Source organism: Mucilaginibacter sp. P25 (assembly GCF_050859465.1).
GTDB classification, from domain to species: Bacteria; Bacteroidota; Bacteroidia; order Sphingobacteriales; family Sphingobacteriaceae; genus Mucilaginibacter; species Mucilaginibacter gossypii.
In genome coordinates, this window is record NZ_CP193937.1 from 1,954,832 (window position 1) to 1,980,087 (window position 25,256).

The 25,256-nt window shown below is 43.0% G+C and carries 28 protein-coding genes; 19 read left to right on the forward strand and 9 right to left on the reverse strand.

Translation table 11 applies throughout. The features are described 5' to 3' along the window. Positions 1–55 precede the first annotated feature (55 nt). From panC to ACRQ5D_RS10280, 3 genes are all read left to right on the forward strand, one after another. Complete coding sequence (gene panC, locus ACRQ5D_RS10270; RefSeq protein WP_091175727.1) at positions 56–886, forward strand: pantoate--beta-alanine ligase; 831 nt, start codon at positions 56–58, stop codon at positions 884–886. Between the two features lie 128 nt (positions 887–1,014). Continuing rightward, positions 1,015–1,365, forward strand: coding sequence for an aspartate 1-decarboxylase (gene panD, locus ACRQ5D_RS10275; protein ID WP_090534618.1), 351 nt, complete (start codon positions 1,015–1,017; stop codon positions 1,363–1,365). 25 nt (positions 1,366–1,390) lie between these two features. Continuing rightward, a complete protein-coding gene (locus ACRQ5D_RS10280; RefSeq protein ID WP_091175723.1) occupies positions 1,391–2,362 on the forward strand; it encodes an energy transducer TonB in 972 nt (323 codons plus the stop codon). A gap of 2 nt (positions 2,363–2,364) precedes the next feature. On the opposite strand, the gene ACRQ5D_RS10285 is transcribed toward ACRQ5D_RS10280, so the two are convergent. Further along, positions 2,365–2,892, reverse strand: coding sequence for a hypothetical protein (locus ACRQ5D_RS10285; protein WP_091175720.1), 528 nt, complete (start codon positions 2,890–2,892; stop codon positions 2,365–2,367). Positions 2,893–3,222: 330 nt separating this feature from the next. On the opposite strand from ACRQ5D_RS10285, the gene carB reads away from it, so the two are divergent. From carB to ACRQ5D_RS10300, 3 genes are all read left to right on the forward strand, one after another. Continuing rightward, positions 3,223–6,039, forward strand: coding sequence for a carbamoyl-phosphate synthase large subunit (carB, locus tag ACRQ5D_RS10290; protein WP_091175718.1), 2,817 nt, complete (start codon positions 3,223–3,225; stop codon positions 6,037–6,039). 99 nt (positions 6,040–6,138) lie between these two features. Next, on the forward strand, positions 6,139–6,405 hold the full coding sequence (locus ACRQ5D_RS10295) for a hypothetical protein (RefSeq protein WP_431199524.1): 267 nt from the start codon (positions 6,139–6,141) through the stop codon (positions 6,403–6,405). A gap of 53 nt (positions 6,406–6,458) precedes the next feature. After that, complete coding sequence (locus ACRQ5D_RS10300) at positions 6,459–6,785, forward strand: hypothetical protein (protein ID WP_431199525.1); 327 nt, start codon at positions 6,459–6,461, stop codon at positions 6,783–6,785. Between the two features lie 23 nt (positions 6,786–6,808). Here the strand turns inward: ACRQ5D_RS10300 and ACRQ5D_RS10305 are convergent, their stop codons facing one another. Together ACRQ5D_RS10305 and ACRQ5D_RS10310 are read right to left on the reverse strand one after the other, a co-directional pair. After that, positions 6,809–7,099, reverse strand: coding sequence for a DUF4920 domain-containing protein (locus ACRQ5D_RS10305; protein WP_431200762.1), 291 nt, complete (start codon positions 7,097–7,099; stop codon positions 6,809–6,811). Further along, on the reverse strand, positions 7,075–7,272 hold the full coding sequence (locus ACRQ5D_RS10310; RefSeq protein ID WP_431199526.1) for a hypothetical protein: 198 nt from the start codon (positions 7,270–7,272) through the stop codon (positions 7,075–7,077). The genes ACRQ5D_RS10305 and ACRQ5D_RS10310 overlap by 25 nt, the downstream gene beginning before the upstream one ends. Before the next feature lie 223 nt (positions 7,273–7,495). Here ACRQ5D_RS10310 and ACRQ5D_RS10315 point away from each other — a divergent pair, with 223 nt between their 5' ends. Then, the gene (locus ACRQ5D_RS10315) at positions 7,496–8,866 is read left to right on the forward strand and encodes an NHL repeat-containing protein (RefSeq protein ID WP_091175710.1); all 1,371 of its coding nucleotides are present in this window, start codon (positions 7,496–7,498) and stop codon (positions 8,864–8,866) included. A 248-nt stretch (positions 8,867–9,114) separates the two neighbouring features. Here the strand turns inward: ACRQ5D_RS10315 and ACRQ5D_RS10320 are convergent, their stop codons facing one another. Then, entirely contained in the window at positions 9,115–10,647 is a 1,533-nt protein-coding gene (locus tag ACRQ5D_RS10320; RefSeq protein ID WP_091175707.1) for a serine hydrolase, read from the reverse strand. 108 nt (positions 10,648–10,755) lie between these two features. On the opposite strand from ACRQ5D_RS10320, the gene ACRQ5D_RS10325 reads away from it, so the two are divergent. The 3 genes from ACRQ5D_RS10325 to ACRQ5D_RS10335 all read left to right on the forward strand — a co-directional run bounded on the left by ACRQ5D_RS10325 (position 10,756) and on the right by ACRQ5D_RS10335 (position 13,544). Further along, a complete protein-coding gene (locus ACRQ5D_RS10325; RefSeq protein WP_432328815.1) occupies positions 10,756–10,956 on the forward strand; it encodes a hypothetical protein in 201 nt (66 codons plus the stop codon). Then, positions 10,953–12,938, forward strand: coding sequence for a S9 family peptidase (locus ACRQ5D_RS10330; RefSeq protein ID WP_432328816.1), 1,986 nt, complete (start codon positions 10,953–10,955; stop codon positions 12,936–12,938). The genes ACRQ5D_RS10325 and ACRQ5D_RS10330 overlap by 4 nt, the downstream gene beginning before the upstream one ends. A 111-nt stretch (positions 12,939–13,049) precedes the next feature. Further along, on the forward strand, positions 13,050–13,544 hold the full coding sequence (locus ACRQ5D_RS10335; RefSeq protein WP_143020900.1) for a hypothetical protein: 495 nt from the start codon (positions 13,050–13,052) through the stop codon (positions 13,542–13,544). Positions 13,545–13,634: 90 nt separating this feature from the next. Here ACRQ5D_RS10335 and ACRQ5D_RS10340 read toward each other — a convergent pair whose 3' ends face one another. Together ACRQ5D_RS10340 and mutY are read right to left on the reverse strand one after the other, a co-directional pair. Beyond that, positions 13,635–14,045, reverse strand: coding sequence for a single-stranded DNA-binding protein (locus ACRQ5D_RS10340; protein WP_091175697.1), 411 nt, complete (start codon positions 14,043–14,045; stop codon positions 13,635–13,637). A 24-nt stretch (positions 14,046–14,069) separates the two neighbouring features. Then, entirely contained in the window at positions 14,070–15,116 is a 1,047-nt protein-coding gene (gene mutY, locus ACRQ5D_RS10345) for an A/G-specific adenine glycosylase (RefSeq protein WP_091175694.1), read from the reverse strand. 483 nt (positions 15,117–15,599) lie between these two features. Here mutY and ACRQ5D_RS10350 point away from each other — a divergent pair, with 483 nt between their 5' ends. The 5 genes from ACRQ5D_RS10350 (at position 15,600) to ACRQ5D_RS10370 (ending at position 20,044) form a co-directional block, all read left to right on the forward strand. Further along, positions 15,600–15,896, forward strand: coding sequence for an HU family DNA-binding protein (locus ACRQ5D_RS10350; RefSeq protein ID WP_090534644.1), 297 nt, complete (start codon positions 15,600–15,602; stop codon positions 15,894–15,896). A gap of 12 nt (positions 15,897–15,908) precedes the next feature. Continuing rightward, positions 15,909–16,763: a tetratricopeptide repeat protein gene (locus ACRQ5D_RS10355; protein WP_091175691.1), complete on the forward strand. Its 855-nt coding sequence runs from the start codon at positions 15,909–15,911 to the stop codon at positions 16,761–16,763. Positions 16,764–17,073: 310 nt separating this feature from the next. Then, positions 17,074–18,624, forward strand: a complete 1,551-nt coding sequence (locus ACRQ5D_RS10360; protein WP_090534648.1) for an Rne/Rng family ribonuclease — start codon at positions 17,074–17,076, stop codon at positions 18,622–18,624. Between the two features lie 430 nt (positions 18,625–19,054). Beyond that, the gene (locus ACRQ5D_RS10365) at positions 19,055–19,738 is read left to right on the forward strand and encodes an SAM-dependent methyltransferase (RefSeq protein WP_091175689.1); all 684 of its coding nucleotides are present in this window, start codon (positions 19,055–19,057) and stop codon (positions 19,736–19,738) included. Between the two features lie 66 nt (positions 19,739–19,804). After that, positions 19,805–20,044: a hypothetical protein gene (locus ACRQ5D_RS10370; protein WP_090534650.1), complete on the forward strand. Its 240-nt coding sequence runs from the start codon at positions 19,805–19,807 to the stop codon at positions 20,042–20,044. 154 nt (positions 20,045–20,198) lie between these two features. Here ACRQ5D_RS10370 and ACRQ5D_RS10375 read toward each other — a convergent pair whose 3' ends face one another. Beyond that, positions 20,199–20,438, reverse strand: coding sequence for a hypothetical protein (locus ACRQ5D_RS10375; RefSeq protein ID WP_091175686.1), 240 nt, complete (start codon positions 20,436–20,438; stop codon positions 20,199–20,201). Between the two features lie 132 nt (positions 20,439–20,570). Here ACRQ5D_RS10375 and ACRQ5D_RS10380 point away from each other — a divergent pair, with 132 nt between their 5' ends. Next, complete coding sequence (locus ACRQ5D_RS10380; protein ID WP_176844584.1) at positions 20,571–20,738, forward strand: hypothetical protein; 168 nt, start codon at positions 20,571–20,573, stop codon at positions 20,736–20,738. A 160-nt stretch (positions 20,739–20,898) separates the two neighbouring features. Here ACRQ5D_RS10380 and ACRQ5D_RS10385 read toward each other — a convergent pair whose 3' ends face one another. Next, the gene (locus ACRQ5D_RS10385; protein ID WP_091175682.1) at positions 20,899–21,384 is read right to left on the reverse strand and encodes an SMI1/KNR4 family protein; all 486 of its coding nucleotides are present in this window, start codon (positions 21,382–21,384) and stop codon (positions 20,899–20,901) included. Between the two features lie 58 nt (positions 21,385–21,442). Beyond that, positions 21,443–21,823, reverse strand: coding sequence for a barstar family protein (locus tag ACRQ5D_RS10390; protein WP_176844583.1), 381 nt, complete (start codon positions 21,821–21,823; stop codon positions 21,443–21,445). Between the two features lie 135 nt (positions 21,824–21,958). On the opposite strand from ACRQ5D_RS10390, the gene ACRQ5D_RS10395 reads away from it, so the two are divergent. Genes ACRQ5D_RS10395 through ACRQ5D_RS10405 form a run of 3 tightly spaced genes read left to right on the forward strand, consistent with a single transcriptional unit; the run spans position 21,959 to position 25,162 of the window. Beyond that, complete coding sequence (locus ACRQ5D_RS10395) at positions 21,959–22,948, forward strand: hypothetical protein (protein WP_256337567.1); 990 nt, start codon at positions 21,959–21,961, stop codon at positions 22,946–22,948. Next, entirely contained in the window at positions 22,878–24,125 is a 1,248-nt protein-coding gene (locus tag ACRQ5D_RS10400; protein WP_432328822.1) for a hypothetical protein, read from the forward strand. Before ACRQ5D_RS10395 ends, ACRQ5D_RS10400 begins: the two co-directional genes overlap by 71 nt. After that, positions 24,050–25,162, forward strand: coding sequence for a hypothetical protein (locus ACRQ5D_RS10405; RefSeq protein ID WP_432328823.1), 1,113 nt, complete (start codon positions 24,050–24,052; stop codon positions 25,160–25,162). Before ACRQ5D_RS10400 ends, ACRQ5D_RS10405 begins: the two co-directional genes overlap by 76 nt. Positions 25,163–25,256: the final 94 nt, after the last annotated feature.

Consider the following 25,256-nt stretch of genomic DNA (forward strand, 5'->3'; position numbering starts at 1 on the left):
TTGGTTATTTTTAATCAATTGTACACCTTTGCCAAATTTTGTAACACCTATTACGTTGAAAATATTCAGCACTAAAAACGAGATAACCGATTATTTTAACCGTAAGCCGGTAAAAGTAATTGGCTTTGTACCAACCATGGGCGCATTGCATAAAGGGCACCTGGGTTTAATTGAACTGGCAAAGCAGCAAAGCACCCAGGTTGTTTGCAGCATTTTTGTAAACCCCACCCAGTTTAATGACCCCAAGGACCTTGAAAAATACCCTCGCCCCATTACTGACGATATCCGCCGCCTTGAGGAAGTTAACTGCGATATTTTGTTTAATCCGCAGGTTACCGAGATGTATGCTGATAATGAAAAATGGCATTTTGACATGGGCGATCTGGAATACCTGCTGGAAGGAAAATTCAGACCAGGGCATTATCAGGGGGTTACTCAGGTAGTAAATAAGCTGTTCAATATTGTAAAGCCCGATATCGCTTTTTTTGGGCAGAAGGATTATCAGCAGTTTATGGTGATTAATAAAATGGTTGAGGTGCTGAAGATGCCCGTTAAGCTGGTGATGTGCCCGATTGAGCGTGAACCTGATGGCCTGGCCATGAGCTCAAGGAACATCCACCTAACCCCGTATGACAGAGAACACTCGCTCATTCTCTCCAAAGCACTTAACTGGGTTAAGGAAAACTTCGATATTAACAAAATTGACACCCTGCAGCAGCAGGCAGGTCAAATGATCAGCAACGAACCCGGCGTTGAGCTGGAGTATTTTGAAATAGCCGATGGCAAAACACTGCATCATGCCACCCCCGCATCCGAAACTATTGTTGCCCTTGTTGCAGCACGCGTAGGTAAAACAAGATTGATTGATAATGTGTTGATTTCTTAGTCGATAGCCCATAGTCGATAGTCCAGGGACGCTTCAGTAGACTGGTTATCCGGCCGATGGAAAATCTTTTACAATCTATGGACTATCGACTATGGACTATCGACTAAATTTATTCCTAACTTTGCGCCATGATAATTGAAATATTAAAGTCCAAAATTCACCGGGTTAAGGTAACGCAGGCGGAGTTGAATTACGTGGGCAGTATCACTATTGATGAAGACCTGATTGAGGCTGCAAATATCATCCCCAACGAAAAGGTTCAGATAGTGAACAATAATAACGGCGCCCGCTTTGAAACCTATGTTATCAAAGGCGAACGCGGAACAGGCACTGTATGCCTTAACGGCGCTACTGCCCGCCTGGCACAGGTTGGCGATATCGTGATCATTATGTCATACGCCTACATGGAGGTTGAAGAAGCCCGGAATTATGAGCCAATTTTGATATTTCCCGATTCAGATAATAAATTGATTAAGTAAATTAGCGGCGCCTAAGCCGCAATTTATGAAACCGCTTTTTACAATCACCCTTTTTCTTCTTATTACAACCGGGGCCTATGCCCAGCGCCAAAACGTTTACTTTATAAAAAATAACGGTAAGTATGTTGGTATACGTGATAGCGCCGACTATATCCGTGTGGTGCGTGAGCCAGACTCGGCTTCAACGCTGTATAATGTTTTTGAATTTTATGCTAACGGAACTCAAAAACTTATTGGCAAATCGAGCAAGATTAACCCGCCGCAATTTGAAGGGCAATGTGTTACTTACTATGCTAATGGCAAAAAGCAATCGGTTATCAGCTATAAAAACGGGGTAAAGGCAGGTGAGGATATGGAATTTTATCCCAATGGCAGGTTATACGCGCAGTTTTCGTATCCCGAAGATAATAAAGACCGTACAGCCGACAGGTCTGGCAATTACCTCATCATAGCCAATAAAGATTCGTTGGGAAACGACCAGGTTTCTGAAGGTAATGGCTACTTTAAAGGTTACGATAACAAATTTGGTTATGTTGAAGAAGAAGGACCTGTAAAAGGCGGTAAACGCGATGGACAGTGGAAAGGTGATTTTCAAGACTTCAAAACTACTTTTACCGAAATTTATGATAACGGGGGGTTGATATCAGGCACAGCGACAACTAAAGAGGGAAAAGTTAATACTTACCTGAAATCTCGTGGGGTGCCTCCGCAATTTAAAGGCGGACTTGAGCGGTTCGGCAGGTTTTTATCAAATAATATCAAATATCCCGATGATGCCCTTCGTAAGGGTATTGAAGGTACTGTGGTACTTTCTTTCGTTGTAGAAAAGGATGGAACATTAACAGATATTAAAGTGAGTAAATCTGTTGCTCCCATTATTGATGATGAAGCTGTGCGGGTGCTCAATAACTCGCCAAAATGGGTTCCGGGAACACAATTTGGCGTTCCGGTTAGGGTTAGATACAGCGTGCCGGTTTCTTTTGCGATAGGCAGGTAAGCTTAATTAGCCGGGTACGATCCAATTCCTAATGATACTTTCAGGCTGGCATCAGTTGCCGTCGCTTTACGCAGGCGGTAAACCATCCGGATGCGCACGCTTGGCTGGCGCACCAGTTCGTCTAAAAAGTGAGAGTTGTCAATGTCAAGTACTATGCTGTTGCCGGCATTGGGGCTTATATCTTTACGTATAGCCACCATCACCTCTTCACTGCCATCGTTTTTAGCCATGTATATCCTTAATGACGCTATATTGCCAATGTTATAATCTGATGGGTCGCTCGACTGCAGTTTGGCTGATATGATGCGTACCTCGCTTATCCTGCTGGCATTATTGCCATCTTTAGTAAAATCCTGGTCAAAGCTGTTACCCGTGCTTATTGCAGTTTGCGCCTCATCAACTTTGGCCGACGCCGGAATAACCATGGTTGCAGTATATGGAAATGTTGATTTAACAACTGATTGCAGCATGGCGCAGCTGCCAAAAAATAAAATAGCCGCAAGCAATATAAAAACAGGCTTCTTTATCATAGTTCTTAAATATAAAAAGTATTTGCGGTTTCACGCAATTACAGGTTCAATTGGAAATTACAGGCCGGTCTGCAAGTAAATATAGTGAGATTTTACGGAAATAGTGAGCCTATTGTTTTAAGAAAATGTGCCCCGAAACTTAAAAAATGCCGGGTGTTATTGCTGTAATATTAAATGTGAAAAAAACATGAATGGTGTTTGTTAAAACTCTATCTTTGCACCCCGACGCTGAAGTCGGGATTTCTTGGCTTTCAGCGCATAGGAAAAACCGTTTAAAGGCTTAAATGCCTTTGACTTTTGACTTAGAACTTTTGACTTAAAAAAAGCCCTATGCCCAAAGACACCTCCATCAAATCCGTTCTGATCATTGGCTCCGGCCCAATCATTATCGGCCAGGCTTGCGAATTTGATTATTCCGGTTCACAAGCCGCTCTCTCGCTAAAAGAAGAAGGCATCTCCGTTTCTATTATTAACAGCAATCCGGCAACTATCATGACGGATAAAGTTATCAGCGACCATGTTTATCTTCTGCCGCTCACTTGCGAAAGCATTGAGAAAATTTTAACCGAACAGCAGATAGACGCTGTGCTGCCTACCATGGGCGGTCAAACCGCGTTGAATCTTTGTATCGAAGCGTCTGAACGCGGCATATGGGAAAAGTATGGCGTTAAGGTTATCGGTGTAGATATTGCTGCCATCGAAAAAACCGAAAACCGCGAGGCGTTCCGCCAGCTGATGGTTGATATCGGCGTAGGGGTTGCCAAATCAAAAATCGCCAACTCTTTCCTTGAAGGTAAAGAAGGCGCGCAGGAAATTGGCTTCCCGCTGGTTATTCGCCCAAGCTACACACTGGGTGGTAAAGGTGCAGGTTTTGTTCACAGAAAGGAAGATTTTGATGCCGCCCTTAACCGTGGCTTACAGGCTTCACCAACCCATGAGGTATTGGTTGAGCAGGCTGTGTTAGGCTGGAAAGAATACGAATTGGAGTTGCTGCGCGATAGCAACGATAACGTAATCATTATCTGCTCTATCGAGAACTTTGATCCGATGGGTATCCACACCGGCGACTCGATCACTGTAGCCCCTGCCATGACCCTCAGCGATCGTTGCTACCAGGAAATGCGTAACCAGGCTATCAAAATGATGCGTGCCATTGGTAACTTTGCCGGTGGTTGTAACGTTCAGTTCTCGGTAAACCCTGCTGACGAAGCGATCATCGCTATTGAGATCAACCCGCGTGTATCCCGTTCATCGGCTCTTGCTTCAAAAGCTACCGGTTACCCTATCGCTAAAATTGCTGCAAAGCTTGCTATAGGTTATAACCTCGACGAAATTGAAAACCAGATCACCAAAACAACCTCGGCTTACTTTGAGCCAACTTTGGATTACGTGATCGTTAAAATACCTCGCTGGAACTTTGATAAGTTCAAAGGCGCTAACAAAGAACTTGGCCTGCAGATGAAATCGGTAGGTGAAGTTATGGGTATCGGCCGCAGCTTTACCGAGGCTTTACAAAAAGCCTGTCAAAGTTTGGAGATCGGTCGTGCCGGCTTAGGTGCCGACGGTCGCCAGAGCCGTAACCTCGAAGAGATCATGGCCAGCCTGGAGCACCCAAGCTGGGACAGATTGTTCCATATTTATGATGCGTTGAGCCTTGGCGTGCCTATCGAGTCGGTACGTAAAGCAACCAAAATCGACCGCTGGTTCCTGAACCAGATCCAGGACCTGGTTAACCTTGAAACAGAACTTCGCCGCTACTCACTGAACAATGTTCCTGAAGAGTTCCTGTATACCCTGAAACAAAAAGGGTTCTCAGACGTACAAATCGCCCACATTTTGGGTAACGTAACCGAGGAAGATGTGTACCAGCGCCGTAAGGCTTTAGGGATGCACCGCGTTTACAAAATGGTTGATACCTGCGCCGCCGAGTTCCCTGCTAAAACTCCATACTATTATTCAAGCTATGAAGGCGAAAACGAATCGGTAGCATCTGACAAGAAAAAGATCATCGTGTTGGGCTCGGGCCCTAACCGTATAGGCCAGGGTATCGAGTTCGATTACAGCTGTGTGCATGGCTTACTCGCCGCTAAAGAAGCAGGTTTTGAAGCCATCATGGTTAACTGTAACCCTGAAACCGTATCAACCGACTTTAACATGGCCGATAAGCTGTACTTTGAGCCGGTTTACTGGGAGCATGTACGCGAGATCATCGAGCTTGAAAAGCCGTATGGTGTAATTGTTCAGTTGGGTGGCCAAACAGCCCTTAAAATGGCCGAAAAAATGCACGAGCACGGCATCCGGATCATTGGCACATCATTCAATGATATGGACATCGCGGAAGATCGCGGCCGGTTCTCTGACCTTTTGAAACACCTTGACATTCCATATCCAAAATATGGAGTAGCTGAAAGCGCTGAAGAAGCACTTGAAGTTGCCCACAAGGTTGGTTACCCGGTACTTGTACGCCCAAGCTACGTATTAGGCGGCCAGGGTATGAGCATTGTGATCAATGATGAAGACCTGGAAAAAGCGGTAGTAAGCCTGCTGCGCAACCTGCCCGGTAACCGTGTACTGATCGACCACTTCCTTGACCGTGCCGCCGAGGCCGAATCTGATTCGATCAGCGATGGTGAGGATGTACACATCATTGGTATGATGGAGCACATCGAGCCTGCCGGTATCCACTCAGGCGACTCATACGCTGTACTGCCTCCGTTCGATCTGTCGGATAATGTAATTCACCAGATAGAAGAATATACCAAAAAGATAGCTAAAGCGCTTAACGTACGCGGTTTGCTTAACATACAGTTCGCGGTTAAGGATGATAAGGTGTATGTGATTGAGGCCAACCCGCGTGCTTCGCGTACGGTGCCTTTCATCGCCAAGGCTTACGATGTGCCATATATCAACATAGCCACAAAGGTTATGCTTGAAGCCAATAAGCTGAGCGACTTTACCATCGAACGCAAGCTTTGGGGGTATGCCATTAAAGAACCGGTGTTCTCGTTTGATAAGTTCCCTGAAGTTACCAAGGAGCTCGGCCCTGAAATGAAATCAACAGGTGAGGCTATCCGCTTTATCCCTAACCTGCAGGACCCATACTTCAGGCATCTGTACAAAGAGAAATCAATGTATTTGAGTAAATAATTAAAACATTAAATTGCAGCCTTTGTAGTTTAATTGCTAATAACGTGAACCTGCAACCCTAATTGCAGGTTCACTATTGTTGTATTTAGTTGCTATAGATTGAAAGTTAATACGGCTAATGGTCAGGAAATCAGCCTGAAGAGTGTTGATCCTGAAGATATGGATGATGTTTTAGTGAAAATTGAAAAATCATTTAACATCAGTTTGAACGATACATCGGTAAACGATGTGCAAAACTTTGGTAAACTTTGCGACGTTGTTGTTGAAAAGGTAAAAAAACAAATGATGGCTGTACCACGCAGCAGGCGTTTTACAAACTCCGTAATGCCATCAATACATCATCGGGGTATGATAAGGATATCATAAAGCCCCAAACCAAACTCGCTGATCTTTTTCCGCGCGATAGCCGTATTGAGGCTGTGGCCGCTATTGAAGAAGAGATGGGTTTCCAGATCCGTTTGCTTCAGCCCAAGCAGTGGATAGTTAACCTTTTTTCCATGATATTGGTGGTTAGCTTTGTTCTGGCCTTTTATTACCTGGCCATAGGTATTGCCGGTATGGTAATAGCCGGGATTGGTTTAAAACTTGCAGGCCGTTTTGGCAAAGAGATGCATGTAAAAACCATCGGCGACCTGGCCGAAAAAATTGCCCGCGAACATTATATGAAATGCAAACGCGAAGCATCTGCAGTAAACAAAAACGAGGTTTCTGAAAAATTAAGGCAGCTCATAGTAACAAACGGGTAGATATTTACCCGGCTTGAATAGCTTTATTTATCTATCATTAATCCTTTTACTTCAAAGCTAACCTTTCGGCCAGGGTTGGCATTTACCTTATGCTGCTTTTTGCCGCTAACCGTATCGCCGGCCATATGCTGCAGGTCATCGGCAATGAATTGTTTAGCAGCTATTCCTGAAATGATTACCGTACGGCCCGCCAACTGCCTGGGAAGGTTTATCCCTGCATTGGTAAAATGGGCAGTTATGACCCGGTTGTTACCCGCATCCATTTCAAACGAGCCGCCTTTTTCTTTGATTACTTTAATAACCCTGCCACTGATGGCCGTGGTGACCCGTGTTTTTTTCCCATAAAAGCTTCCAGTTTGGAGGCGGGCATTAAAGCTATCGTGTCGGGCTTTTCGCCAAATATCATTCCGTGGGGTAGTGGTACATGTTTTTGCGCAATAGCTGTATTGGCTATCAAAAGGGATATGAACAGCGTTATTAGTTTCATAGTAAATTAATAACAGGTATACACCAAAAATGTTGCCGGATTTTGATGATTTTGCCCCCGTGTGGCAGTAGTTAACTGGTTTTATTTGTGTTTGCAGGGCGGTGGAACCTTTTGGTAAGTAATAAGTATGTTAATATTTGTTAAAATGTTACTTTAAAGTAATTTGCTACGTATTGATAAGTTAATTTTGCTTACTTACTACATATAACTTTTAAACTAACTCGTGAAAAAGAGCTTTACCAAAACAATTTTATTTGCCGCGTTTTTATTTGCCGTTGCTTTGGCCGGCACAAGCTGTGGTAAAAAAGGAAACGTTACACCCGTAACCGTGCCTGATTTAACCACAATGGATGTGGTGACTCCCGAAAGTGGAACCATAGCCTATACAGGCGGTTTATTTAATGGATCGACTGACGTGAGCCTGAGCAGCTACGGTATCTGTTACAGCGCTACCAATCAAACTCCTACCACTGCCGATAAGAAAACCACCGATACGGTAATTTTGTACGCTTATACTACAAAGCTTACCGGCTTAAGCCCTAAAACGACTTATTATGCACGCGCATATGCTGTAAACAGCGCGGGTACAGGCTACGGTAAAGTGGTGCAGTTTACCACCGGCGAAGGTACAACATCAACAGGAGGAACAGTTAGCACATTGGCGGGCAATACGGCGGCCGACTTTGTTGACGGTTTGGGCGGCGCCGCTCTTTTCAACAGTCCGCAGGGGATAACCGTGGGTGCCGACGGCAATATTTATGTAGCCGATTCATTTAACAGTGCCATACGCAAAGTTACTGCAGCAGGAGATGTCACTACACTTTCCGGCAATGGTAGCATTGGCTATGTTGACGGCCCTATAGCCGCCGCGCAGTTTTATGCTCCGCAAAGTTTGGTTACGGATGCAACAGGCAATATTTATGTAGCCGATTATGGTAATAATAATATCCGCAAAATTACCCCGGCAGGTGTGGTAAGCACTTTTGCAGGCAGCGGCGATGCCGGATATGCCGATGGTACAGGAACGAAAGCAACGTTTAACAGTCCGCGTGGGTTAGCAATTGATGGCTCCGGAAATATTTTTGTGGCCGATATGGGCAATAACCTGATCCGCAAAATAACCCCGGCGGGTGTTGTTACCACATTTGCAGGCAGCAGGGGTGCGAGCTACCTGGATAATGCAACCGCAACCAGCGCTACTTTCAATAAGCCCAACGGCATAGCTATTGATGCCAATAATAATATATATGTAGCCGAAACGCTTAATCATGCCATTCGTAAAATAACCCCGGCGGGTGTTGTTACTACTTTTGTTGGCGGTAATAAACAAACCGGGATTGTCGGGAGTCCGTCGGCCATTGCGTTTGATAAAAGCGGGAACCTGTTCATAGCCGATCAGAATGGCAGGATCCTGGAGATTACCAAGGATAAAGTGTTAAAAGTAATTGCCGGTAACGGAACAAGCGGTTTTGCAGAAGGTGTGGGCACTGCAGGGATTTTTAATTCGCCGCAGGGTGTTACCGTTGATGTCGGCAACAATGTTTACGTAGCCGACTATTATAACAACCGAATTCGTAAGATTGTGCTGCAATAAGCTTAATTGTTTAAATATTTTCAGCGGGATAGTTTTTCTTTCGGGAAAAATTATCCCGCTTTTTTATGTGAGATTTTTAAATTTTCAAATCCCCTCTTGAGAGGGAACGCGAAGGGGAGAGCGTTAGCAGGGGTGTGTTTATGTAATTAGCTTATCAAAGCAGAGACACACCCCTTCGCCCCTCTCAAGAGGGGAACCGCACAATCCCACGCTTTTGTTAACTCACCTTTATCGTATTTAACCCTGCTTTAATTCTTCTTAAAATCATACGCACCCCGCTCTACAAAATCAGCCACTTTTACGCGTACTCCCGTAACCTCGCCGTTTTGTACCATGAACGGAAATACAGCTTTCCCCAGTGTAGGGTCAGAAAAAGTTACATAAAAGCGGTTACCGCCAAGTGGTTTTAGCAAGGCATACATTTTAGGGTGATGCTCAAAGCGCATTTCGAGGTTGTTGCCCTCGCCCTGGGTAACCTCCATGCTGCCATAAAAATCGTTGCTGTACTTGCCAATGTATTTGTTTGGCAACAACATTGGTTTGGGGTTTAACAGGACAGAATCCCTCAGCTTTTTATCTTCAGCCTGTTCGGTTGCGATATTGGCTTTGTATTGTTTTAAATAACCTTCGCTGTAATTGCGGAAGGGTTGTTTGAAATAAGCATCTAAAATATCCCAGCGCAGGGCCTCAAACAACTGGTTCTGATCGGTATTGGTTAATATGATGATGCCCAGGTTATCCTGCGGCGAAAGCGTTACTGACGACAAATAGCCGTTAACCCCGCCATCATGCATCACCAGCCTGTGGCCCGAGTAATCCTGGATAAACCAGCCTAAGCCATAAAGCTCAAAGTTATTTTCGCCGTTCATATGATGAACACTACTCACGATATCCTGCGGGACACGTGTTGCCTGAATGGCTGCGGAAGGGATTACCTGACGCTGCCCAACCTTACCATCGTTCAGTAAAGCAAGTGCCCATTTGCTCATGTCATTTACAGACGAGCTGATAGATCCCGCAGGTGCGATCCCATCTATCTGGCAATAAGGGATTGGCGTAAGCCTGCCGTCGACAATAGTATGCGGCACCGTGCGGTTTAAGGATGTTGGCAAATCCTTGCTTAGGGCCAAAGTATTGCCCATACCCAGTGGTGCAAAAATGGCTTCCTTTAAGTAAGCTTCCCATGAGTGCCCGTTGGTAACCTTCGGAATGATCTCGCCGGCCGTTAAAAATGCCGCGTTGGTATATCCCCAGCGTGTACGGAACGGATAAGTAGCTTTAAGCTTGCCCAAACGCTGAATTACCTCCTGGCGTGTAAGGTTGGTATTGTAAAAAGTAAAATCGCCCTGGAAGGTTCGGAAGCCGAGGCGGTGGCAAAGGAGATCTCGCACTATTACCTGGTCGCTTGCGTTTTTGTCTTCCAGTTTAAATTCAGGTATGTATTTGGTTACCTTGTCATCTAATGACAGTTTTTTGTTTGCCTCCAGCATGGCAAGCGCTGTTGCCGTGAAAGCTTTGGTATTGCTGCCTATCATGAACAAGGTATTTTCATCAACTTTGTTCATGAGGCCAAGCTCTTTAATGCCATAACCTTTCATCAGCACAACCTTGTTATCTTTCACAATACAAACAGCTATGCCCGGCACGCGCCAGTTGGTTAAGGCCTTGCTGATATATAGATCTAAACTGTCTTTAATGAATTTGCTCCTGTCGGCCCGCTGGGCGTTTACCGATGTGAAAAATAACATGCAGGCAGCGAGCAATAGAGGTATTTTTTTCATTACAGAGGGCTTTAGAGTTCTTTATTGTGCTAATTTAACGCAAAATTTACAGTGACGTTATTTAATAAATAAAAATAACGCCGCTCTATTAATTCAAACTAAATGTATATGAAATTTTACCGTTCGGGATTATTTTTCCTTACTGCGCTATTGTTAATCTTACTGCAAAATACGGCCCGGGCGCAACGGGCCGCCGTTAACTGGACAAAAGACGGCTATCAGTATTACCGCATAACCGGCGGGCAGATTATCATGATTGATGCCCGCGATACTTCCAAAAAACTGTTTTTATTACCAAAGAAGAATTGACACCAGCAGGCAAAGCGCCTATCAGTGTTAAAAGGTTTACGGTGAGCGATGATAACAAAAAAGTACTCATTAATACCAATACCAAAAAAGTATGGCGTTATGATACCCGAGGCGATTACTGGGTGTATGATTCTAATACCAAAAAGCTTTGGCAGTTGGGTAAAAACCGGCCGGCATCATCACTGATGTTCGCCAAATTTTCGCCAGATGGCAGTAAAGCTGCTTACGTAAGCGGGCATAACATTTACATGGAAGATTTGGCCGATGGTTCGGTAAAACAATTAACTACCGATGGTACCCAAACGCTTATCAACGGTACTTTTGACTGGGCTTATGAGGAAGAGTTTGGCTGCCGCGATGGTTTCCGCTGGTCGCCGGATAGTAAATCGATAGCCTACTGGCAAATAGACGCCAGCAAGATCAAAACCTATTTGATGCTGAACACTACCGATTCGGTTTATCCCTATGTTGTGCCGGTTGAGTACCCTGTTGCGGGCGAAGATCCAAGCTCATGTAAAGTGGGCGTTGTTAACACCGCTACCGGTACAACTACCTGGATCAATGTGCCCGGCGATGCTGTGCAGCATTACATCCCTAATATGGAATGGGCCGATAACTCAAACGAAGTTATTCTTGAACAACTAAATCGTGCGCAAAATGAAAGCCGCGTGTTTATAGGCAACGTGTCAAACGGCACAACCCGTGTAATCCGCGAAGAGCATAATGATTCATGGATTGATGTTAAAGCACGTGTAGCCGGGGGCGACCCGGTAGGCTGGGGCTGGATTGAAAAAGGCAAAAGTTTTTTATGGCTGAGCGAAAAGGATGGCTGGCGCCATTTGTATAAAATAACCCGTGAAGGCAAAGAAAGCCTGATCACCAAAGGCAATTATGATGTGATCGGCATCGACATGATCGACGAAGCTTTGGGTTATGTATACTTCATCGCTTCGCCGGATAATGCTACACAGAAATATCTTTACAAAATAAAATTAAGCGGCGGCACAGCCGAGCGTGTTTCGCCTGCTGATGAACCGGGCACGCATAGCTATGATATTTCGCCCAACGGTAAGGTTGCGCTGCATAATTTCAGCAACAGCTATACCCACCCGCAAAGCGAGGTGATCAGTTTGCCAGCTCACAAGCATATCGGCGGTACTGTAATAACCGTTGATAAAAACGCTAAAAATAAACCCGAGTTTTTCAAAGTAAAAACTGTTGATGGCATTGAAATGGACGGCTGGATGGTAAAGCCAACCAATTTCGACCCCAATAAAAAATACCCGGTACTGTTTACCGTTTATGGCGAACCGGCCGGACAAACCGTAACGGATACCTGGGGAACAGGTCGTAATAGGCTGTATGAAGGCAGTATGGCCGATGACGGTTATATTTACATGTCGGTTGAAGGCCGTGGCGCCCCCGCCCCTAAAGGTACAGCCTGGCGCAAGGCTATTTACAAGAACATAGGGATCATCAATATCCGCGATCAGGCTATGGCTGCCAAAGAGATCATTAAATGGCCATTTGTCGATTCATCCCGTATAGCAGTGCACGGCTGGAGCGGCGGCGGTTCATCAACTCTTAACCTGATGTTCCAGTATGGAGATATTTATAAAACAGGGATAGCGGTAGCGGCAGTAGGCAACCAGCTTACTTATGATAACATTTACCAGGAGCGCTATATGGGCGTACCAACCGATGATGCAGGCCGTGCAGTGTTTATCAAAGGTTCGCCGGTTACTTATGCTAAGAATTTGAAAGGCAACCTGCTTTACATTCATGGCACGGGCGATGATAATGTGCATTACAAAAATGCCGAGCTGCTGATTGATGAACTGGTGAAATACAACAGGCAGTTCCAGCTGATGTCATACCCTAACCGTACGCATTCGATATCGGAAGGCGAAGGTACAACACAGCATTTGCGCACGTTATTTACACAGTATCTGAAAGCTAAATGCCCTCCGGGAGGAAGATAGAATATTAACAGGCAAAGCCCTCATATATTCCATTATATGAGGGCTTTTGCGTTTGCTGGGAAAAGAATATGCTGCTGTATCATTATGCTTTTTTTAAGCGTAATCATTGATATGAAACAAATTACGAATCCTGCCAAAGTGGTAGGCTTATTAGCCATTGTTTTAGTAACAGCTTTTTGGGGCTGTCACAAAGAGAGGGTAACCAATAGTGAGCTAAAAATATCCGGAAAATGGATTGTTCCTGCTGCCTTTTCAAAACAGTGGGTACAATACGAATACGATTTTAAAACCGACCACACATTTGAAGGCACGGTGACCAGTATCGACTCGGTTTCCGAAAAGCTTATCGGAACAGCGTCAAAAAGGGTTGGAAAGTATAAGATCCAGAATTCGGTGTTAACCTTGTATGATATAACCGATTATCAAAACAAAAACAATGCTTTTGGTCCGGTTTCCGAACTGGCGGCGGTTAGCAATGTCATTGCGGTAACGGCCAACTACACTATGGTTTTAAATGCCGGAGGGAATGTACTTACGTTGACATATATATGCGGACCGGCCGACGATTGTACCGCGCCGCAGGGTGTGAACTATTTTAAGCAATAACCGTTTTGCAATTTTCCGGGATATAAAAAATGCCAGTGACAAGTGTTATCGGCATTTTTTCTTTGGGATGTTTTAGTAAGTATCGGTAATTTAATAATCTTCGGCATTTAAATGATCTATAAACGAATCCCCGTTTTTTGCGGGTGATTTTAACGGCTCGGTTTCAAAATCACTTTTTCGGCCAAGCATAGTGAAGTTTTCGGCCACAATTTCGGTAGTGTATTTTTTTATACCTTCCTTATCCTCAAATGAGCGGGTGCGGAGTTTGCCCTCAATGTAAACCAGTTTCCCTTTTGAAAGAAACCTGGCCGCTACTTCTGCCAGTCCGCGCCACATTACAATATTATGCCATTCGGTTTGTTCAACCTTGCGGCCATCTTTGTTAAAAGTTTCGGAAGTAGCTAAAGGGAAACTCGTAACAGATACGCCACCTTCTAAATTCCGTACTTCAGGGTCTTTGCCTAAGTGGCCAACGAGTATTACTTTGTTTATTCCAGACATGCCATAAATTAACGTAAAATTATTTTACAAATTAAAAATATTTTTTAATAATATAAAAATGATTTTTGGTAAAGCTAACTCAGGCAGGTTATGAACGTTAATTTTAACCCAGTTTTCGTGCGTTTTGAGTGGCTGGTTTTTAATTTTTATCAGTCTTACAAAAAGCCGCTGATGAGTAAGGATATGTTTATGAACCGGCGAGATTTCAGTAGCTTCAATACCATCACCAAAAACAGCTAAAACTTCGGGTTGTTTTAATAATTCTTCAAGGCTTAAAAGCGTATCTGTTTCAACCATAGGTAAATCAAACATATTAGCCCAGATGTCTTTATCGCCCCTTTTGTTCATCAAAATGGTATCGCCGTTGGTTACCAGGAAATAATTAAAAAAGCGCTCACGTACTTTTACAGTTTTTAATTTCACCGGGAGAGCGGCAACAGTGTTGGTGTTAAAGGCCACGCAACCCAGGCGGACAGGGCAAATACCACAGGCCGGATTTTTAGGTTTGCACAGCATGGCACCAAACTCCATCATGGCCTGATTATGCAGTCCCGGCATTTTCTTATTAAGAAAATCGTCGGCAGCTTGTTGAAATGTTTTTTTACCCCCGGTTGAGTTGATAAGCTCATAGATACCCAGGTATCGCGCCAGTACACGATAAACGTTACCGTCGACCACGGCTTTGGCTTCATTAGCTGCAAACGAAGCGATAGCGGCGGCTGTGTATTCGCCAATACCTTTTAGTTTTATCAGTTCATTATAGCTATCCGGGAAACGTCCGTTATGGAGCTCCTGTACCAACCGGGCTGTTTTAAGCATGTTGCGCCCCCTTGAGTAGTAACCCAGTCCCTGCCACAGCTTCAGGATCTCATCTTCATGAGCAGCGGCAAAGCTGCTTACATCAGGATATTTTTCCAGGAAACGATAAAAATATGGCATGCCCTGTTCAACCCGGGTTTGCTGCAATATGATCTCAGATAGCCAGATCACATAAGGATCGGTAGTATTGCGCCAGGGCAGGTTTCGTTTGTTGTTTAAGTACCATTGTACAACTTCGTCGGTAAAATTCATTGTTGTAAAAGTAATTAAGAAACAAGAAGGCAGGAAACAAGAAGGTAAGAATCAGGAATCAAGAGAGGAGGGCAGGAGGCATAGAGGGGGAATCATGAGGCAGGCAATCAAGAACCAACAAGAGGGAGGAGGGTTTGGAGATATGAAATCAAGATTCAGAAACCAGGAGGAAAGCCAGGAGGTCGGGGAGTTGATATTTAAAAATCAGAGATAAATATTGGCAACTAACCTGTGAAATTACAAGCCCTTTACTACCAGTTGGATTGATCGATTTTCACACTTTTTTTCACACTTCTTTACACCGGCAAATTGATGTTTAACCAGTAATTTATAAGCCTCTCATACTCAAAATTGTAACGAAAATGTAGGTTTTACGCCCCTGGCAAAAAAACGGATAAATATTTCGCTGTTAACGGATAAAGCGATACTTTTGCAACCCCAAAACAGTTAAGTATTTATAAAATTAAATTAAGTAAATAAGATATGACTAAGGCAGAAATTATAACTGAAATCTCATCAAAAACAGGTATAGAGAAAGTAGACGTGCAGGAAACTGTTGAGGCGTTTTTCAAAGTTGTTAAAAGCTCAATGGTTGGCGGCGAAAACGTATATGTAAGAGGGTTCGGTAGCTTTGTGGTTAAAAAAAGAGCTAAGAAAACAGCACGTAACATTTCAAAAAATACTGCCATCATTATCCCTGAGCACTTTGTGCCAAGCTTTAAACCGGCCAAAACTTTTGTTGAGAAAGTAAAGTCAGGTAACAAAACCAGCAAAAAATAATTATACGCCATCATGAATAAAAAACAAATAGTCGTTAGTGCAGCCGTAGTTGTTATTATGGGCTATTTGTATTGGTTGCCCGTAAAAGGTTTAGTAAAACCAAAAGACGATAAAAACGGCAAACCGGCCATGGCCGCCTCAGCGGGCGCTGCTAAACCGGCAGCTAATGTTACCGTTGATATGGTGTCGGCCCCTGCCAAAGCAGCTATTGGGGATGCATTGGCGGCTAAGATCAATGACCTTGAAGCCCAGTTAAAAAAAGCATCAGACGCAGATGCACCGGTTTTGCAAGCGCAGCTTGCCAAGCACTGGGATGATGTTAACCAGCCCGCACCTGCAGCGTTTTATTACCAGGCATTAGCCCGTAAAGAAAACAAGGTACAAGACTGGATAAATGCAGGTAACCGTTTTAATGATGCATATAAACTTACACAGGATACTTTATTTCAACCTGCGTTTGTGAATGATGCTGCCGAAGCATTTCAAAATGCTTTGAAATTACAACCCGAAAACCTTGAAGGTAAAACCGGGTTGGGCATAGCTTACGTTAATGGCGCAGCAGGCCCTATGCAGGGTATAGCGCTGTTGCTTGAGGTTGTTAAAAAAGACCCGAAAAATTGGAACGCTAACCTTAACTTAGGTATGTTCGCCATGAAATCGGGTCAGTATGAAAAAGCGGTAAGCAGGTTTAAAACACTGCTTGCGCAAAAGCAGGAACTGGAACCTACTTTCTATTTAGCCGAAAGCTATAAGCAATTAGGCATGAAAAAGGAAGCTATTGACGCTTACCAGAAATGCAAAGAAATGATGCCTGACCCTGTTTTCAGTCAGCGCATTGATGGATATATTAAGGAATTAAATAACTAACACACATTTTAAAATTATTATTATGCCGAGCGGTAAAAAACGTAAAAGACACAAAATGGCTACCCACAAACGTAAAAAACGTTTAAGAAAAAACAGACATAAAAAGAAATAAGCATTTATGTTAAGTCGATAGTTCTTAGTCTTAAGTACAAAGTCTTTTTTTCTGACTTTAAACTTTCGACCAACGACTTAAGACTAAACATTAATGATTTTACCTGCCCCAAACCGGGGTGGGTACTTTTTATTTATTAGTGTTTTTTACCCACTTATTAACACACGGTTTTTACCGTTATAAGAAATGGAGTAGCAATTGATAAAGGAATTAATTATCGATTCATCCCCCAACGGGGCTACCATTGCATTATTACAGGATAAACAACTCGTAGAGCTTCACAAAGAACAGGTAAGCAACAACTATACAGTTGGCGATATTTACCTGGGCCGTATCAAAAAGATCATGCCCAGCCTAAATGCCGCCTTTGTTGACGTTGGCTATGAGAAGGATGCCTTTTTGCATTATCTTGATCTTGGTCCGCAGGTACAAAGCCTGCTTAAACTAACCAAGCAAGTACGTAGCGGGGGATATCAGTCAAAGCTACTGGATGGGTTTAAGCTTGAGGCCGATATCAATAAGGGAGGAAAAATCTCCGAGATATTAACCAAAAATCAGCTTATCCCGGTACAGATAGCTAAAGAACCCATATCAACTAAGGGGCCGCGTTTAAGTTCCGACCTGTCGATAGCAGGGCGGTATGTTGTTTTAGTACCCTTTTCGGAAGCAATTTCTATTTCGAAAAAGATAAAAAGCAATACCGAGCGCACACGTCTTCGTAAAGTAGTTGAAAGCATTAAGCCAAAGCATTTTGGCGTTATCATCCGTACAGTTTCCGAAGGTAAAGGGGTTGATGAGCTGCAGAAAGATTTGCTTGACCTGATCTCGAAATGGGAACAGTTTATTACCAAGCTTCCTTCTGTTGAGCCTTCAAAAAAGGTATTGGGCGAAATAGGGCGCACATCAACTATCCTCAGGGATATTTTGAACCCCGATTTTCAGCACATTTATACCAATGACAATAGTATGTTCGAAGAAATTCGGTCATACATTCATGAAATCTCGCCCGATATGGAGAGTATAGTCCGCATGCACAAGCATAAGGAGCCTATATTTGACCATTTCGGTATCGAAAAGCAGATTAAAGGCGCATTTGGTAAAACAGTTAACCTTGCCGGCGGCGCTTACCTGGTAATTGAGCATACCGAAGCCCTGCACGTCATTGACGTAAACAGCGGTAACCGTACGGCCAGCAAAGAAAACCAGGAAGAGAACGCTTACCAGGTAAACAAAGAAGCAGCTAAAGAAATTGCAAGGCAGTTACGCCTGCGCGATATGGGCGGCATTGTGGTAATCGATTTTATCGACATGCACAAACCGCAAAACCGTAAAGAGCTTTTTGATTTTCTGCGTGCCGAAATGCAGTACGACCGTGCCAAGCACACCATTTTGCCTCCGAGCAAATTTGGTTTAGTGCAGATCACCCGTCAGCGTGTAAGGCCCGAAATGAACATCGTTACCAGCGAGGTTTGCCCTACCTGTAATGGTACAGGGACTATTAGGCCAACCATTTTGCTGATGGATGATATTGAGAACAATTTCAATTATATCCTTACAGAGCAAAACGAAAAAGGAATAACCCTGTGCGTACACCCATATATTGAGGCTTTTATTAAAAAGGGCATCTATAACCGCCAAATGAAGTGGTTTATCAAATATGGCCAATGGATAAAGGTTAAAAGTAACCCATCGTATCAGATCACGGAATTCCATTTCTTCTCATCAAAAGACGAAGAAATCAAACTGTAAAAATTCAGAAGTGCAACTGTTTGAAAATGGCACAAAATTAAAGATCTTTAAAAAGAGCAGGTGTTGGATGAGCACCTGCTCTTTTTGGTTTTTAGAGTGTCTTAAATCCAATTCAAAACAGTGTTACCTGTCGTGGCCGTCGCTGTGTTCGGCATATGCATCAGGTGCAATAGCCTTATGGAAGCAGAGACGACGTCAGCCTTATGTTGGTTTGCATTTGGAATAAATAACAAACCTTGCTATTGCCAGTCTTTAATCATATCTTGCCCATCAATGATCAATTATCACATAACCAAACTCAATTGGTGGCGTCACAGCTTTGTGCAGCCGGTATCATAACGACTATCAGGTATTAGTCCTTTTTTCAGTATCCGTCCGGCAGTATCATTATATAGGTCCGTCTTTTTTATCTGTAACAAAAATTATAATAATGGCTTTTGAACTAAATAACGTTGTGCCCTGGGGCCGCACGTTTACCGAATATCAGCAAATGTTTAACCTCAGCGCCAATGATGTTACCAAAAAGATTGTCAGTATAGGTGATGGTCCGGCAAGTTTTAATGCGGAGATGCACGCAATGGGTAAGCAGGTTACCTCCATCGATCCTTTATATCAATTTTCGACTGATGATATCCGAAAACGGATTGATGAAACCTGTGTAGAAGTGATAGGCCAGGTGAGGGCTAACGCCGATAAGTTTGTTTGGAACAACATTAAAGATGTGGAAGAACTGCAGGAAATAAGAATGACCGCGATGAACCATTTTCTGCGGGATTTTGACCAGGACTGCTTTCGGCAAAGATATATTAAACATGCCATGCCCGCTAAAACCTCTTTTGCGGATAACGCATTTGAGTTGGGCCTAAGCTCTCATTTTTTATTGCTGTATGATAACCTGGGGTTAAAATTTCATACAGAGGCTATACGGGAGATCATGCGCATATGCCCCGAATTGCGGATCTTCCCAATATTAAACCTCAATGCCGGGGCTCCAGTGTTTTTTGACGAATTACTTGAGGTGCTTGGCAGCGATTTTAATATTGATATACAAAAAGTAGATTACGAATTTCAAAAAGGAGGTAATCAAATGTTGGTTATTAAAAGCAAGACATAAGTAAATGTGAAAAATAGCCCGGTTGTGGCTGATGTTTTTTAAAATCAATACATTTATTTTTGAGATATGGAGATAATTGATAAAATAAAAGAGATTTTCGAGCCTAACTTCGAAGTTTTAAAGGTAACGAGATCAGGCCCTGATAGCTTAAACGCTGAAGCCTTTATTACCATTGAGGCAAAGCACGAGGGGAAATCACATAAACGGGTTTTTAGGGAGACTGAACTTATAGCGTTAAACGCGGAAGGTAAGTTAGCTGAAACCATAAGGGCGCTGTGCGCCGTAATGCTAACATCAGAAGAGTAAATACTTGTTTAAGTACCGGTACGTTCCCTCACATAGATAACGTTTACTTAATAATAGTTGTCGTATTGCTTCCGGTTTGGTTCGTGCCGGCAACCCTCCTGGTCGAAGGTGTGCCAGCTGCTTAACTCCGACCAGTTAGGGGCGTACAGTCTTTTCAGGTTGCCTGATGATGTACCAGGTCTGCCAGCTCATCCACATCGGTTTTATGTTTTTTCTTTTTGGGGTGTTTGGCTTCAAGATAATCCTGAACGTGTTCCTGTTGGGAGCCGGCTATTTCATCTGATTTTTTGCCGCGGAAGTAAAACCAGATCCCCGCGCCTGCTGCCAAAACTCCTGTTATGCCGGCTGTGATCCATAATCCGGTATTGTTTTTTTGTGCAAATAGGTTTTTCATAGCTTTTTCTTTATAGCTGAACAAGCTACATTTCATTTAGTTGTAATTAATTAAAAAAGATAATTATTTTCCTGGTGGTTAAAATCATTGAAATGTAGCGTTGTTAATCTGTTACATCTAATAAGAAAAGCTATGTCAAAAAGAGGAGTAAAAGTGGAAAGGAACTCTCTATCAGAGCAACCACATGAATTGAACTACGAAGCACACAAAGAAGGAGCAACCGCAAAAAAGGTGGAAGCGGCAAAAAAATCAGCAGGCTCCAACCAACGAAGTGCAGTTGAAAAGAAATTGAATAAGTAAGGTATTAATAATGCTGGCCGAAGTTCCTCTCTACTTCTCTGGTGTTTAGCGCAGCGTAACTTCGGCCTAAGATAAGGCAAGCATTCTGCTTGTGTGCCCTCTTATATAAAATAGGAATTTGTTTTCTTATACAGTTAAGTTGAAAGTTTTTAAAACCTTCTCAAAACGGATTACCGCCACTTAAAAATCTCTTTATTCGGCCATCTATAAGAGCACTCAAAGGAGACTTAACAAGATGTATCCAATCATTTAATCTATATCCTATCAAAGCCTCATAAACATCGGGGTCATCTTTTCCTTCGTCCAGATACACAAATACAAACTGATCTCCTGTGTTGTAAACGTCTATCACATAAAAAGGCCTCGCAATAACCCTGTTACGCCCGAAAACAGTCATATATTTTCTGGAGCTCTGCTGCATCTGTTCCTGACTATCATTCATTCCATAATCCAGTACATAACAATACCCTCCGGCTAAAAACAATAATTCACGCAAGGCTGCAGGAAATAGTCTGCCACCATTATACTTGTTTTCCAAGGCGATAATTTCTTCAACTGAAATCGGGCTTACAACCTCTTTAACTCCGGTGTACGCTGCTGTTACTGATAGGTTGTCATTCAGTACCTTCATGTATTTTATCTCCATAGCTTACTTTATTATTGATTATTAGATCTTAACTAAAGATGGGTCGAAGTTCAGGGTTTTATTTTTTTAAATCCGTCAAAATACGCTCTAAAAACGGCATCGATTTTATAGGGAAAATCACTTTAAAATAATGTGCTTCATCAATGCCCCAGCTTTTAGTTGCATCAAGAAGTACCTCTATATATGCTTTTAGCTTTTCTTCGGTAAGGATGGGCATAACACGATGCACCAGTACAACTCCTTTCTTTTCTATCCAATGAAAATCACACAGACAATCGTAAACGGCATTCCAGTTAAGCCCAAAATAACCAGGAAATTTAAGTACCGCACTCAGCTCTTTTAACAATTTACCTTCTCCTTCAACTGCAGGAAGATGAGCGATAAATTCGCCTTCATCAAAATATTTATCGGGTTCATTCAAGAAAACAATTTCTATCATAAGCATCTTTTATATGGGTATGGGCCCAAGCCTATCCCCTCTAAAACAGTATAAAAAAATCCCTTACTTTACCATCGTTAACAACCTATTTCATAGCCTATGCTCAAATATTTCCGGTGGTTTATAATATTAGTCTTGTTACTTCCAACGGCTTCTTGTCGCAAAACCGGCAATGCTACAACGGCCTTTTATTACTGGAAAACCAGCTTCAACCTTAATCAACAGCAAACAGCCTTACTAAAGCAAACCGGCAACAATGCCTACATCCGTTTTTTTGATGTAAGCTGGAACGATAAAGAACAACGCTCATATCCAAATGCCGTTGTGCAACTCAATGCGCTCCCGGCAGGCTTTAATATTACTCCGGTTATCTATATCACAAACAAAACTTTTGAAAACACTGCAGATACTGCTGTAACCAATCTTGCCGAACATTGCAATAAGCTAATCAATGAACTGGCCGCGGAAAGGAAGATCAACTATACCAAAGTACAAATTGATTGCGATTGGTCGTTAAGTACACGGTTAAAATATTTCAGCTTTTTGACCGCTTTTAAAAACCTGAACCATAAACAACTGGAAGCAACCATCCGCCTGCACCAGGTTAAATTTAAAGACCGTACAGGTGTGCCTCCTGCCGACCGCGGGGTATTGATGTTTTATAACATGGGCAAGCTCAACGCCGAGCTGCAGCAGCCCAATTCAATATACAATAGCAATGATGCGGATAAGTATATCGCTTACCTGGGCAGCTATCCCCTGAAGCTGGATATTGCCTTGCCTTTATTTTCCTGGGCTATTCATATCAGGGAGGGCCGGGTGATCCAGGTATATGGAAAAATAGGGCGAAGGCAACTTTCCGATCAGGCTCATTTTGAACCAATTGAAGGGCAGGCAAATTACAGGGCCAAAACAAGCTTTTTTCTGGATGGAATTTATATCAAACAAAATGATATTTTTAAACTTGAAGAAACGGACAGCAATACATTGAACGCTGCCGCCCAGCAATTAACACAGCATCTGCCTAAACAAAAACATACAACTATTATCTACTATGAACTGGCCAATATCGACCTTTCAAAATTTAACCAGGAAACCCTTACGCAAATTTCTGCTCGTTTTTAGCCTATGCACGCTGGCCATAGCCGGAGTGATCTGGGCCTGTGCCGACTCGTACGAGGAAGAATATTCCGTTTTCACTCCCGAATATTTTGTCAACAAGCAATACTCCCCATTCTTTTATACCGGCAACGAGGTTTACTATGGCTTGGGCTATACGGATGGGAGCAATACATGGTATAACGATATTATTGTTGACGAATGGTACGATCATTTTAACCATCAATTCAGCAAAACATCACTTCAGTACCTGCTTATTAAAGCCAGTGCCGGCGCTGTTGATTCCATTTCCCGTAAATCAGCCGGCGCGCTCAAAGTATTGCCCGCTAAATACCCCGTTATGAGTACTGGTACTGTATCAGCAAAAATGCTCAAAGCTTTTTATAGCTACCTGAAGCTGGCGAAAATAAGTGAGGCTTATTCGGTAAACGATCAATATTATTCGTGGGATAAGGTAAAGCCCAATCATTCGCCGGTAAAGCTGGCTTCAACGCTGATTGGTGCCTTCGATGCCGAAACAGATCCTTTTATCAAGGAGCGTTTATGGTTTCAAGCCGTTCGTTATTATTACTTCCTGGATAATTCGTCGTCGGCAACAACTGTGAGCTTGTTTAATCAGTTCAAAGATCATTTTCCTAAAAACCTCATTTACTACCGTACAATGGGCTATGTAGCCGGATATTATTACAGGCAAAAAAACTACGCCCTATCAAACTACCTGTACAGCCTTTGTTATGATTACACGTATAAATTAAAGATCCCGAGTTTCTGGAGCTTCCACCCGCAAAATGAAAGTGATTGGAATGCCACACTCAGGCTTGCCAAAACGCCGGAAGAAAAAATAACCCTGTGGCATATGATGGGGGTACAATATGATGCCGCAAGGGCTATAAAAACTATCGCGGCTATCAACCCAAAATCCGAAAAACTGGACCTGCTGCTAAGCCGTCTGATTAATATCAGGGAGGCCACAACAGGAGGCGGTAAACCTGCCGATTCGGTAATAAAATCCGATAACGATGGTAAACGGCTTGTTGAAAACATTGCCCTTAAAAATAATACAGCCAAGCCTTACTATTGGAACCTCGCGGCAGGTTACCTTAACTTTTGGATAGCAATTACACCGCAGCCGGTAAGTTTTATGCTACAGCAAAAAACCAGTTCCCCGCCGGCGATAAAATGATTGTAGCACAGGGCAAGTTGCTCGACCTTATGTTATATATCAAAAACCTTAAAAAAATGGATGCCACTGCAGAGGCAAAATTAACGGAGCCCCTTAACTGGCTTGCCAACCTGCGCGATAGTAAGATTAAGATCAAAGACCTGCGGTTTGATAATGCCATTTCGGTTTGTAACCTTGCCATATCGCGGCTTTATAAAAAGCAAGGCAACCCAATCAGGGAGGTATGCTTTAACAACAATGCACAGGATTTTTATGCGGATAGCACAAGGGTGCAGCACATGATAGATCTGTTAAATAAACCGGATAAAACTGCTTTTGAACAAACGATGTTGCGTTATTATCCTATAACCCTTAACAATTTATATTACCATCGGGCTATCACATTGGTTTATCAGCAAAAGTTACCTGAAGCTATTGCTCAACTCAAAAAAATGAAGCCCGAAGATTTTGTGCTTGCAGGCAACCCCTTTACCGGTAGATTAGTTGACTGCCATGACTGTGATCATGCAGCCCCGCAAAAGCAAAAATATACGCCGCTAAGTTTTCTGCAAACGCTTAACACTTTAAATACAGAAATTAAGCAAGGCAAAAACGTATACAGTAATGCTTATGCCATTGCGAATGCCTATTACAATATCACATACTACGGTAACGCCCGGTTGTTTTACGAATCGGATGCGGTAGCTACCGGGCCAACCGGCCGCTATTATTACGAAGGCGAACAGCGCATGGATGATAAATTGACATCGATGCAAATTGCGATGAAGTACTATCAACTGGCCCGCAAAAATGCCACCACAGATGAACAGCGTGCCCGCTGTACATTTATGCTGAGTAAATGTGCCCTGAATGAAATATACAATGACCCAAACTTTAAAGGTGCCGACAAGTTTGCCGATATAAAAGCCAGTCAGCCTGTTACCGATGCGTATTACAAATATTTCGCACAGTTAAAAGAGAAATACAATAACACGGCTTACTATAAAGAAGCGCTTAAGGAGTGTGGCTATTTCAGGCTCTATGCAGATAAAAAGTAAAGGTAATTGAGTAGTATTCATTAATGTGTTTTGCTAATTAATTTAGTAATAAAATAAATAATCTGCATATTTGCACATCTGTAATCTGCACATC